7 protein-coding genes are annotated in these 13,109 nt (G+C 56.6%); 2 read left to right on the top strand and 5 right to left on the bottom strand.

The annotated features are described in order from the left end of the window. Window positions 1-88: 88 nt before the first annotated feature. Window positions 89-748: a hypothetical protein gene (locus HMPREF2528_RS02060; RefSeq protein WP_070542035.1), complete on the bottom strand. Its 660-nt coding sequence runs from the start codon at window positions 746-748 to the stop codon at window positions 89-91. A 322-nt stretch (window positions 749-1,070) separates the two neighbouring features. Here HMPREF2528_RS02060 and HMPREF2528_RS02055 point away from each other — a divergent pair, with 322 nt between their 5' ends. After that, window positions 1,071-1,733, top strand: a complete 663-nt coding sequence (locus tag HMPREF2528_RS02055) for a hypothetical protein (protein ID WP_070541986.1) — start codon at window positions 1,071-1,073, stop codon at window positions 1,731-1,733. Between the two features lie 85 nt (window positions 1,734-1,818). On the opposite strand, the gene HMPREF2528_RS02050 is transcribed toward HMPREF2528_RS02055, so the two are convergent. The 3 genes from HMPREF2528_RS02050 to HMPREF2528_RS02040 all read right to left on the bottom strand — a co-directional run bounded on the left by HMPREF2528_RS02050 (window position 1,819) and on the right by HMPREF2528_RS02040 (window position 9,076). Beyond that, window positions 1,819-2,247, bottom strand: a complete 429-nt coding sequence (locus tag HMPREF2528_RS02050) for a hypothetical protein (protein WP_070541982.1) — start codon at window positions 2,245-2,247, stop codon at window positions 1,819-1,821. A gap of 2 nt (window positions 2,248-2,249) precedes the next feature. Continuing rightward, window positions 2,250-8,612, bottom strand: coding sequence for a DUF6531 domain-containing protein (locus HMPREF2528_RS02045; protein ID WP_083297863.1), 6,363 nt, complete (start codon window positions 8,610-8,612; stop codon window positions 2,250-2,252). Between the two features lie 179 nt (window positions 8,613-8,791). Continuing rightward, a complete protein-coding gene (locus HMPREF2528_RS02040) occupies window positions 8,792-9,076 on the bottom strand; it encodes a pyrophosphorylase (RefSeq protein WP_005507345.1) in 285 nt (94 codons plus the stop codon). A 301-nt stretch (window positions 9,077-9,377) separates the two neighbouring features. Between HMPREF2528_RS02040 and HMPREF2528_RS02035 the strand changes: the two genes are divergently transcribed. Next, window positions 9,378-9,848, top strand: a complete 471-nt coding sequence (locus HMPREF2528_RS02035) for a DUF4190 domain-containing protein (RefSeq protein ID WP_070541978.1) — start codon at window positions 9,378-9,380, stop codon at window positions 9,846-9,848. A gap of 224 nt (window positions 9,849-10,072) precedes the next feature. Here the strand turns inward: HMPREF2528_RS02035 and HMPREF2528_RS02030 are convergent, their stop codons facing one another. Then, window positions 10,073-13,072: a choice-of-anchor M domain-containing protein gene (locus HMPREF2528_RS02030; protein ID WP_070541976.1), complete on the bottom strand. Its 3,000-nt coding sequence runs from the start codon at window positions 13,070-13,072 to the stop codon at window positions 10,073-10,075. Window positions 13,073-13,109 lie beyond the last annotated feature (37 nt).

Raw genomic sequence — 13,109 nt, 5'->3', positions numbered from 1 at the left:
TCGCTGGTATGCAGAAAGCCCCTGGACTGAGAGAGTGAACTCTCAGCCCAGGGGCTTTCTCTATATTCGAAACTAACGCCGTACGATGCTACATGTAGACGTCGGCAAGGCCAGTAACCTTCCCCAAATTCTCAAAGTAGCGCATCGTCTTCCCAGCACAATCCAAACGGTCCACCTGAGCCACATCATCCGGGTTGTCCATGTCAGGCCAACGCTCATTCTCAATCCTGAAACGCACAATCGCCAAAAGCCGGTAATTTTTATGAGCCAACGGGCTAAACAGGGCAATCTGTGTGCCTGACTTAGCGTAGAAACCCACCATGTCCTCGTCTTCATATTTTGCTGCTTTGTAGAACACGACGCGGTTAATCGCAGTGAAAGGGTAACGGGTCGGGTTAGAGAACCAGATGCGCTGCTCAATGCCGTCGGCGGAGGTCTTCACGTAGGCAACATGCACATAGCGTAGACAACCGACCATTAGCACTGATAGCAACAGAGCTGCTATTTCAACCCATACATTTACCGGCCCAGTGTCATAAATTTCGGTTACATACGCAAGACCTGGAAAAACTGGGGTCAATATCGTAATGAGAGCTTCAAGCCGAGTAACCCGTCGGATATAAATACCCTCACGTAGCCGTTGTTTATCTTTCCAGCGCTGCACCTCGTAATTGATGAGGACATAGAATGTCGCAACTGTTGTGAGTAGAGCGAAGATACCCCAGAAGATAATCAAGAAATTGCGCATGGTGGGTTCTCGTTTCGTGTGGTTGGTGAATATCCGGAAGCGCGCCACCGGCAGGTGACGTACCTTCCCTAAGGATACTCCACACAGTCAAAAGCTCTGATAAGCAGAAATATAGAGCAATATGATGGTTTACAGGCTAGGTAGCTAAAAAGGTAATTCGGCGCGAGACTAAGATAAAGACTAGGTAACCACTCATCAGAGGACCGAGATCCGTGCGTGACCACCCGAGTTCCTCGGCTACCCTGAGAACAAACCCGCTGACTTCCGCACCGTTGCCGGAAAGCAGCAAATCACCGATAGATAGAAAGGTTAGTCAGCGACCATGATCAACACCATCATGCTTATTTTCTGGGGCATATACGTAGCCGTCGTCGGGTACAAAGTACTCCGAGCCGTCATCACCTACGAGATGAACCGGCACAAAGACAAGAAACTACTCGCCGAAGGTATCTACGTCGTTCGCCTGAACCGTTTTGAAGTCGCCTTCTGGTCAGTGGCAGCTCTCATGTTCCCAGTCCCTATGTTCATCATGCATATAGGGATGGACCTGGGATTTCACTGGTTCGACATCGCAGCTTTCATCATCTCGCCCTTCTTCATGAGAGGCCTTCCCGGCATCCGCTACTGGTACGTTACGGTCTCCTTGGATGGTGTGGAACAGGTAGGCGATCCCTTCTACCCTTTCACCGCAATCGACAAAGTGGTGTGCAAGGACAATTCGGATCGTGAGCGTGCAGCATCCCTTCATTTCTACACAAAATCCGGTGATGAGATTGTGACGCTCCAGCCCATCTACGGTAACTATCGCCTACCGGCTATTACTCGTTTCAGAATTGAGAAGAAACGCTGGCCGGACATGCGCAATCCCTCAGATCGTGCCCTGGTGGATGGGTGGACTAACCGTGAGTCCATTGTTTATTACTACTTGAGGCTGCAGGAGGCATCTGGTCTGGCTGATAGCAAGAAGCAAGCCAAGGGGAAATAGACCATAGATGCCATATAGAAGGCCTCGGGTGGTGCGAGCTGAAGACTCACACCACCCGGGGCTCTCTTTTTAGCTCATGAGCTGGTTATTCTTTGATTTCTTCAAAACGGGTTGTACTAAAATCTCGATCCTTTTTTGTGGATGAATTTAATACATGAAATAAATATTTTTTACCCGGCTGAGCAGTTTTAACGTATGCGGGGATTTTCCAGCCTTCTGGCGCCTCATACATTGACAAAGTGCCGCACTCTTCTGTTTCGAAGACGCCCACCGGAGCATTATCATTCAGCTCTCCAATCGTGCCGCCTCGAGGCCTGGTGTATGCCTTCGTTACAGTGCAAGTAGCAGTGATACCATCACTGTCATCTCGTAATTCATATGGAAAGCGTACGAGGACATAAATGATAATTGCTACGATGCTTGTCATGATTATGATACTGCTTGGGCGCCTATCACCGAAGAACTCCTCTAGGAATCCTTTTATAAAATCTTTTATGGAGTCTATGATAAACATATTTAAATCTTCAATTTCGAAATGTCAATACCAATCATCCAAGTAAGAGCTCGATTAGTGGCAATAGAAGTTCTTTCGCTTGCATTAGATGCTACGCGAGAAATCACGGCGCTAGGATTAACCCTAAACTCATTATAAGTATGAGCTGCAGTAAAACGATAGTATTCAGCTTTTTTACTATCCATTTTTACAGAGCCCTTAATTGTATTTTTAATAAAATCTTTACCGACTACATCTAACGTCTTCCCCTTAAGAGCTTCGGGTGAGAATTCTTGACCCTTAACGAGCGTATCAGCAGAATACTGGATACCGTTCTTTAGCATTCCAGTGCCGGAATCTATAGCAGCATCACGAGCAATAGTAGCTGTTTTTTTACCAGCCCTCACTATAAAACTCTCGGGAATCTTTTGTGCCGTCTTAGTCGCAGTGGATGGGGTAGCTTCTGGGACGTACCCCTTAACACCAATTTTCTTTTTGAAGAGGCTGCCGGTAGCTGCGCCTCCTGCAGATGCTAGACCACCTGAGAGGAACATACCGACCCCACCCATGAGACTCTTATCTTTTACGGTGTCATCCATGGAGTATGATGCAACATTATTAATACCGCCGGACAAGGTTTCCTTCGTAATATCTTCTAAGACTTTAGAATTATTCAGTTTAGATCCCACTTTACTACCGTAAGAGGTGAGTGCAGATTTAGCAGCTGAGGCCTTCGACACTACTGCATTTTTAACTGCACCTGCCTTCGATAGAATCTGCCCCATTTTTGAGCTATTTTGGGCAACTTTAGCAACTGGCGCCGCTTTTGCTGCCGTGACTATTTTTGTGACGCCAGTGGCTATATTCTTCAAACCGTTCAGACCACCTGTGACAGCACCTGCGATGGCACCTGAGACAAAACCTTTCCCAGCTTCCTGACCAGCTTTCGACCAATCAACAGGCTGACCCTTAAGCTTATCCTCAATTACCGACATGCCAGCACCCATAAGTGCGCCAGACGCGCCACCTAGTAAAGCGCCACCAAGGGGACCAGTACCAGCAGCGATAGCACCAATCACAGCACCAGCAATAACCATCGCACCGCCAGCCACGTACTCCCAGTTATTCCTTACCCAACCGGTGATGCCAGAAGACGCTTTCTGCTCACGATACTTCTCAAAGTCCTCCACCGATACCGCCGACAAACCCCACGGATCCACCAAAGAAACCGGGTTACCACCCACCAGCGAGAACGGGTCAGCACCCCAACCAGCGCCCACAGGCGCGACCAAAGGATCAGGCGCCGTAAAGCGAGCCACACGCGAATCCACCACGCGGGCACCCAACACCTCAAAACCGGTAGAACCCAGCACCACACCCGAAGCGGCAGAAACACCAACCAGCGAATCCGGCAACACAGGCGTAGCACCAGCAGCAGAAGCGCCCTGGGCAGACGGCACAGCAGGCGCAGCAACACCCAAAGAAGCCCAACCATACGGATCCAGCAAACCAGCACCGGAACCAGCACCAGGAACCAGCGAACCCACAGAAGGCATCGACGAGCCAGCCACACCCAGCACACGCGGAACAAACGAATTCTCATCCCACACCAGCGGGTGCATCACCGAAGCATCAAAACCAGCATTAGCGCGAGCACCGGTTGAGGGCACACCAAACTCGGGTACACCAGCAGGCGCACCACCGGCAGCAAGTACACGACCATCAGTAGAAGCGCACAGCAGCGAGAAGGACACGGCAGAATCATCAGCAGAACCCCACGACGCCACCGAGTTCACAAACCCAGCCGCACCATAGGTCAACGACGAGCCGGAACCATCCGAAGAAACCTGCAGAAGACGCGAATCATTACCGTTATAGGAGAACACGCTCGTCGAGACCGGCACCAGGGTGACGCCCTCAAGTTCCACGGATTCCGGGCACTGCGGAAGCCACGCCTGAGCATCCTCAACAGCAGAGGCAAACTCAGCCGACTGGGAGCCAGCCTTCGCCTCATCCTGCACGCCATAGACGCATACTGCGCGAACGCGGGCACCCTCGTCAGTGACCAGCACCTTCACCCAAGCGTTCTGAGGCTGGGCGCTATCAAAGTACTCAATACGCACCAGCGCGCCAGCGGCATCATAGGTCCAACGCAGAGTCTCGGTGCCGCGAACGGCAGAAGAGAGCATCTGTGCGTCAGTGTAGGTGTACATGACCAGGCCAGCAGGCGAATCCACGCCGCTAATACGGCCCAAATCATCACGAATAATCTCAGTGTGCAAAGCCTCAGAAGAGTCTGCCACAGCGGGCTGCTCGGTCACAGAGGTCATATGCGCACCACGGTAACCGAACTCACGAACCCAAGTACCCGCCAGGTCAGACACCTGTGCACGCACCAGCGCATCTACCGCGTTGTACTCGAAGGAAGACTCCACACGAGACTCAGAGGTAATGGCGGTTCCATCCAGGCGGTACGCGGTGATGTCAGTCTGCTTGACCATGCGGCCAGCAGCATCATACGCATAAGTGCTCGAACCCAGAGGGTGCACAAACTCAGTGCGCAGACCATCAGCATCGTACGCGTAGGACAGCTCATAGCCGCCAGTCTCATCCATGTACGCGGCGCGGAAAGACTCCGGAATCTGAGCACCAAACTCACGGCGCTGACGAACAAGACGACCCAAACGGTCATAAGACTCGACCGTCACCACGGGAGCGCCAAACGCATCAACGCCCGCGTGATCATAAGTCGTCATCGTACGGCGCGCAGAATCACGCTTCATACGGTACAGCAGAGAACCATTCACCGAATGGGAGCAAGGAACACCGTCACGGTCATAACCGAAGGAATGTACAGCACCATTACCGTCAGTGCTGGTCAGCAGACGACCGGCAGCATCATAGGTAGAGGTAGTGCGCACACCCAGCGGATTGGTTACCGCCAGAACATTGCCCATCAGGTCATACTCGTAGCTGGTAATGCGACCGGCAGGGTCCATCACGGAGGTAACGTTACCCGCCTCGTCATAGCGGTAATGGGTCACGCCACCGGCACCGTTAGTCACCGCAACCACCTGGGAAGCGGCATCATAGGTGAACGAACGAGTACCCCACTTGTTATCGCGGATGCTCTTCACGCGGCCACAGGAATCCCAGGTGTAGAACACCGGAGAAGCCACACCGGAACCGGTAATGGACAGCACACGACCGCACGCGTCATAGCGAACGCGCGCTTCGGAACCGTCACCGTACACCTGGCGAATCAGTCGGGAATCAGCGTCGTACTCGTAGCGAGTCACAGACTGCTCAGCAGTGCCGGCAGCCTCGTAGGTTGCAGCCAGTCGACCGCACGCATCGTAGCTGTACTCGGTCACACGGCCCGCAGGGGAAATCATGCGCACCATCTGGTTCGAGCCGTTGTACTCGTAGCGGCTCAGACCGCCCTCAGCGTCCAGAACCTGCACGGGGTTACCCGCACCGTCGTAAACCATCGTGGAGACAGTCGGGTCGTCAGCATCTGCACTAACCTGCGGGCCAGAATCCTCAGAGAGAACCTCGCTACGCACCGGGCGGCCCAGGTGGTCACACGAGATACGCACGCGGTCAACACCATCATTAGTAGTGAAGGTCTTACGCGAGGAATCAACAGAAGTACGTACACTCACACCGGTCGGGTCAATCAACGCGGTCAGGGTGCTCGCGGCATCATACTCGCGAGTCCACACACCACCGGCAGGGTCAATGGTGCGGACCAGGCGCATCAAACCATCGTAGGCGTAGCTGAACTGCGCACCACCCGGCAGGGTAATGCGGTCAATATTGCCGTTCGTATCAAAGGAACGCTCCATGCGGCGACCTAGCGGGTCAACCATGGCAACAATGTCACCGCTCGGACCGTACTCATACTCGGTACGAGCACCAGCAGGGTCCACCGAAGCCACCAGACGACCACCAGCAGCGTACTCAAAACGCCAGCGGGAACCATCCGGGTCCTGACGGCACACCATGTGACCGGCGGAATCATAGGTGAACTCAGTCTCCAACCCAAGAGCAGAAACGATCTTCACTAGGTGACCCGCAGCAGAATACTCACAACGGGTCAGCTGCTGCTCAGCATTACGAATACCGGTCAGCAGACCGAACTCGCCATACTCAAAGGAGACGGTAACGCCCTCAGGGCTCACCACACGCTGTAGCAGGCCGTCAGCCCACTCAAAACGGGTCACATGACCGTTGCCATCAGTCATGGAAGAGGGGTTACGCTCAAAATCGTTGGCGTACTTGTAAGTCACCGTAGTCATCGGGCTTACGGTAGGGCTCTGGGCAGACTCCTGCCCCGAAGCAGCCTCATCGAGGGTGTTGCCCTGAGCCTCAGCCTCCAGGCGGGCACGACGAGCCAGACGGGCGGCACGGCGAGCGCGCGGGTCCGTCTCAATAGCACTCATTGCCACGGAGACCACGCGGTCATGTTCGTCATACGCGAAGAGGGTTTCAGCACCCTCATCGGTGACCTCACGAATAATACGGCCGCGCTCATCGCTGTAGCGAGTAGTACGGGAACCATCGCGGTCCACCACGCTCACGCGGTTGCCAAAGTCATCGTAGGCATAGCTAGTACGCCCGCCTTCCGCGTCAACAATAGCGGTTAGACGTGCGTACTGGTCATTAACCCACAGGTTAGTGTAGGAAGCGTCCTCATTCGAAACGTCAGTAATGCCGTTCGGCAGGTAGCGGTAGCGAACACGACGACCGTATTCGGTGTCCTGCTCAGTAATACGACCGGCAGGGTCGTAGTAGTTAGTCACCTCAACAGTGCCAGTACTAGCCACCACGCGGTGGATCAGACCGGCAGCATCATGTTCATAACGGCGGGTACCGGCATCACCGTGCACAGCGCACAGGTGAGTACGACCATCAAGGGTGACGTACTCGTAACGCACAGACTGACCGCGTGAAGAGTGAATAGCGCTAACAAGGCCGCCTTCGGTGTACTCCACGTTGATACGTGCACCGCGCTGATGCACGATAGCGCCAACACGGCCGTCCTCATCGCGCAGGTACGCGACAGCAGTACCTGCTCCAGCGCTCATGCCCAGGTAAACACCGGTGAGGCTAAAAATGTGCTGAGTTCCAGCGTTGTCGGAGATGCGCAGCAGGGACGAGGCTTCATAGCCCGTAGCGTGCAAAATATAGCGCAGAGAGGGGTCAGCAATAGAGCCCTCTTCACCCATCAGCTGGGTGAGGGGCAGCTCTTCAAGCCACCACGCCTCACGCGGAGCGCGAGCGTAACCGTGGGTGCCGTCCTCACGAATCATTCGGTCGAAGGTAACCTCACGACCGTCAGCCATCGTCCAGACAGCATTCTCATCGTTCAGCTGCACGCGGCTCTCAATATTCGAGGACCAGCCCGCGCCGAACACACCGGATACAGCGTGCTGACCGAACACGGTCACACTGTTGTACATGCGGGTTACAGAGCAGGCAGAAACCACACCGGAGAACGCCATGTCGGTCTCTTCTTCAATGAAGTTACCGGTCGCAACGTTCACGGGGTCGTTCACATAACCGCTTGTGGTGGACATTCCTACTACAGCCGGCGCTGGAACTTCCAAATCATGGCGCTCAGTACTAACGCCAGCTGCACTGATTGCACCTTCCAGAGTGGAATTGGCAACGGTGATAACCTCGCCCGAGCTACCGTACTTTTCAAAAGTATCGGCTACGATACCCAGCCAAGTCTTATCATTAGCGTTCGACTTATTCCACGTTTCAAACGTGCTGATGAGATTTTCAGCATCGACGGAGCCCCACTGGCACTTAACCATAAACTCTGTGGAAAGGTTACGCAGCTTGCCGGGCTCAGCGTCAAAGCTAGTACCAAGGTTCGCCAGAGTATTAGAGAGAGCACGCACGGTCGAAGGGCGCGCCGAAGAAACAGTCATACTCCCTGAGCGGGTCTCAGTGCTCTCACGATGACCTAGCGATGTGGTGTCAATCGAGGTATCCGGCTTATACGATGTCGGCTTAGGCGGTTCACCTCCGAACGTTTCAACCCACCATTTGCGGATACCACCCAAGTCATGCTCATAGTGGTACATAAGGTCGCGGTTCTCATTTTCCTTATGAGCTGACTCTTTGAGGCGGTCCACCACATCAGCCAGTTGACGGAAGATGCTGGCGATATCACGACCATCGCTAATGGTGGTATCAATATTTGCCGCCGCAACATCAGCGTAGTGACCTTTAAAGTCCTCCAAAGCTGTTGTCAGCGAGCTCTTGAGGGAGGGTAATGCATTATCAATATTCTGCGCAACGGTGCGGCAGGCATTGGCAAGGGCATCCGACGTAGCATCATCGTACTTGACTTTTTCAGTATTCAGATTCATGCTCTGTTGTCTTTCGGTGTGGTTAGTACGGAAGTGTGGTGATTAAACACGTCCTAGCAAGCACATTTACTGCGCCTAGATACGACGTGCGTTGAAGCCGAATAACAGAAAACGCCGCCTACCGCTCACCGCCCCGTAGCCGGGGAGCGGGGCGGTAAACGGCGTTTACCAGGGAAGGCTTAGGAGCCGCCACCTGCCTGGAAGATATCGGTAGAAATCTGGTTGAGCTGCTCGCGCAGGTCAGTCAGTTCCTGAGTCAGGTTACGCAGGGTGTTTTCTACGCCGGGCCAGGTGTCATTGCGGAAACGCTCAGCCAGGGGGCCGTCCCAGTTGTTGGGGTCCTTCAGCTGGTTACCCTGCTGGTTGAGGTTGTTGATTTCGTTCTGCAGACCGCCATTGATGATGTTCTGGAGAGCAGTAATGGCATCCTTGGCTGCCTGCGATGAGAGTACGCGATCGGACACGATGTTCCTCTTTCGTCGTTGAGTTGCCGGAAGATGTGCATTAGATACGCGAATATCAAATACGCACCGTTAGTGCTTTGCACCACTTCGAACATTACACTATTTCGCGGCAAAGCGCACCCTCTGCACCCTGTTGTGAGAAAAATTTCTCATAGTAGACATTGCACAGCAGTGCGTGCATATACATTTATCTACTCCCATCAAGGGATTTCTCCCGCTACGGTATCCTTGGGAAAGGTACGCCACCTTCGGGTGGTGCGCTTCCGGATATTCACCAACCACATACGAAATGAGGACTTTCATGTCTGAAAACACCCCGCAGCCGGCTGCACCGCAGCAGCCGCAATTCACCCAGCAGGCACCCGCTACACAGCCCGCATACGGCGCACCCGTCGAGGCACCGAAAAAGAAGTGGGCGGCAGTAACCGCACTCGTCTTGGGCATTATTTCCGCCCTGACCGGCATTTTTGTGATCGGTTCGTTCCTGACCATCCCGACCATTATTTTCGCTGTAATCGCTCTGGTCATGGTCAAGAATGGCACCGGCAAGGGTAAGGGCATGGCGATTGCTGCTCTCGTGCTGGTTCTGGTAGCGTACATTGCTACGTTTGCTTTCTTCCAGATTCGTGCGGCGAACCTTGAAAAGTCTAACCGAGAGGCCCGTGAGGTTATCCAGAAGTGCGAGAACCACGAGCCCGGCTACTACATCACTGAGAAGGACGGTAAGCGTTATTGCAACGCTGGCGGTTGGGTCTACGAGATGGATAAGTAAACCGGCTTATTTGGTTCCATGATTAGCCACTGATGGGTGGGGGCGTTCACGCACAGCAGCCGTGTGCCTGCGAGCGCCCCTCAGTCCTATCTTCCGTGAGCGTTATGTATCTGGACCGTCCGGATAACTCCTGGAGCACCGAATAGAGAAAGCCCCCGCGGCCGAGAGTCATCCTCTCAGCCGCGGGGGCTTTATCGTATCAGCGTATCCTCACGCGGCGAGCGCTACGAAGCGCGGCGGCGAGAACGCAGTACCATCACGGTGCCCGCACCGAGCACCAGTGCGCCACCCACAGCCACAGACACCGCACCGAAACCAGTACGCGCCAGGCCGCCCTGCTGGGAGCTCACGCCACCCGACGCAGCAGACACACCGGACTGACCCAGGGAGCCGCCACCGGTACCACCACCGGAAATACCACCCGGGTACACGCCGCCAGCAGAACCATCAGCCGAACCGTCAGAGGAGCCCTGCGCGTTCACATCACCGGCAGCACCAGAAGCACCAGCCTGACCGGACTGACCACCCTGCGCGGCACCAGACTGCGCGGAGCCGGGCTGGTTAGCACCAGCGGTACCGCCCGGGGTTGCCGAATCCACACGGCGCACACCGCTAAAGTCATCCGACGCAGCGTTCGGGTCCTTCGGCACGGCAGTCTCAAACGAGCACGCATCCGACGCCTTCTTACCCACAGCAACCGCAAGCTGCTGCACCGGGCTGTTCACCTCAGTACCATCAGCCAGGGTCGCAGAATAGTGCACGTCAAACATGTACTGGCCGGGCTCAGAGAACACCCAGTTCGCGTGTGCGTGCGTCGCGTAATCAATGTCGATCGTGGTCTTGCCGGTCGTCGAATCCAGCAGCACATCCGCACCGTTCAGCGACTCAGTGAACATGCCGAAGCGTGCACCCTCAGGCATGACCTTCGGAACCACGTGCAGGCGCACGGGGCCGCGCAGCTGCGAGTAGTCAATGTCCTGCGTGTTGTAGCCGGGCCAAGGCAGGCCGCTCTGCTGGGTCTGCGGCAGACCGTAGAAGGCGGTGCCGACCGGGCCCATGAAGTTCAGCTTCTCATCAGCCATACGTTCGGTGCGTACACGGCGGGCATTCTCGCTGACCGTCCACACGACCGAATCAAGCGGGCGCACGGTCGAATCAGCGTCAATGATGCCGCTGTCGTCACGCAGGCCCACGGACAGCTGGCGGTCCTTCAGAGTTGCCTGAATGTCCAGGTGGCCGTGCGAGATCTTGGTGCGACCGTCAATCTTGCCGGGCACGCACTGGTTACCGGGGGTTCCGGGGGTGGACGGCTCAGCGGAGGGTGCCGGGGCGCTCGGGGTCGGGTTCGCGGGCGCGGGGCTAGACGGTGCCGGAGTGGAGGGTGCCGGAGCAGGTACGCTCGGTTCTGCGGAGGCGGTCGGCACCGCAGGCACGGTCGGAACCTCGCTGGGGGACACCGACGGAACGGTGCTGGGCTCAGCGGTCGGAGCCTCGGAGGGAGCCTCGCTCGGCTCAGCAGAAGGCTCGGCAGAGGGCGCGACGGTAGGCTCAGCGCTCGGCGACGGATCCACCGGAGCAGGCTTCGGCGCATCGCTAATGGGTGCACTATCCGGAGCCAACGCACCGTGCGCGGTGTACTTGGTGCCCGGCTCGTAGTTCGCCGCAACCTCAGTGGTGGAGGCGGAAGCGTTCATATCCGGGTGGGTCAGCATCTTCACGCGCAGAGCCGTGCCCTTGTAGAACGACTCGTCACGGAAGGTAAAGCGCGCCACGCCATCCTCAACGGAGCCTTCCAGGTCGAGGTACGGGTAGACCGGGTCGTCCTGGGCGTAGAAGCCGCCGCGCAGGAAGCCTCGTACCTTCGGGTCCTTGAAGCGGACCTCAACGGTGCTGAAGCCGTTGCCGTTTGGGGTGACGGTCACGTCGTAGTCCATGCTGGTCGGCGTGTACTGCCCGGTGCTGAGCACGGTGTTCGCCTGATCCGGGATTTCTTCGGGCCAGGAGCCGTTACCGTCGTCGCTGTACACGCTCTCAGCCTTGCCGGGCTCGTAGGTGAGCTTGTGCGAGATCCAGCGGGACGCCTCCGCGCTGTTCGCGTCGGAGGTGTCGGGGGTGAAGACCGCCTGCAGCTGGGAGCCCTCGCTACCGAGCATTTCAGACCAGGTGGCGGTACCATTCACGACCGGCAGGTCGGTCAGGAAGTAGCCGTTGTTGTACAGGGTCAGGGTGCCCTTGAGGTTCTTGTTCGCGGCGGTGAAGGTGATGTCGCTGAGCTTGTCGTCGGCGTCCTTGTTCTTAGCCGGGTCAGCGTCCAGGCGGTGCGGTGCCACGGACAGCATGTACTTTGCAGCGTCCAGGTCACCGACGGGTGCCGCATTGTAGCGGTCGACGGTGGGCACGGCGGTGGGGGTGCCGTCACCGAGCACGGGCTGCATGCCGCCAACCTGCCAGACCAGCTTCGACGGCTTGGAGCTAATGATGCGACCGTCGGTGGAGCGCGCCACGGTGCGGTAGGTGACCACGTAGCGGCCGGGGCGGGTGAAGGTCGTGGTGTTGTGGGTGTGGCTACCCTTGTCGAGCAGCCAGGAGTGCCAGCCGGTGGAGCTGCTGGAGAGCATGCGGTACACGTCGGCGGGGGCGTCGTCCGGGTTGTAGCGGAAGAGCTCCATGCGGCCGGGGCCCTCAACGGAGAGAATGTCGGTAGCGAACACGCCGTCACGGAAACGCTCGGTGGGCACCTTCGTGGATGCGCCCAGGCCAGCCCAGATGGGGTCCTGGTTGCCGTAGGTCAGGTGCGGTGCCATGTAGAGGGTCTGTCCGGGTTCGCCGAGGAACGCCAGGGAGGGCGAGTCGCCCAGGGTCATGGTGTACTGCGACTTGCCGTCCCTGGTGCTGTAGCCCTTGCCGACCCAGTTGACGGTCTTGTCCAGTTCGTAGGTGTCTGCGCCGGTCTTGTAGGGGTTCGCCTCGTTCATGAGGACGAAGGTGCCGTTCTGCTCGTCCCAGTATGCCTTGGGGGCGTCAACGTGGCCCTTGGTGGTGACGATTTTGCCGTCGTCGGGGCCTGCTGCGGCGGGCAGGGAGGGGGCAGCGCCGGCGAGCGCGAGCAGCGCTGCGGCGGAGAGGAATGCGGCTGCGCGACGGAGGGCGGGCTTGCCGCCGGGGACGAAGAGTGCGGGGGTGTGTGTGGTGACCCGTCGTTGGATCTGCTTCTGAGAGCTCATGACAACCTTTCTCATTTTTCTATTTCCTAGGGTAGCT

Origin of the sequence: Rothia sp. HMSC078H08 (genome assembly GCF_001808955.1) — a bacterium.
In the GTDB taxonomy this organism is placed as follows: Bacteria; Actinomycetota; Actinomycetes; order Actinomycetales; family Micrococcaceae; genus Rothia.
Note: the sequence above shows the minus strand (reverse complement) of the source record. Positions and strands in the feature narration are given on the sequence as shown.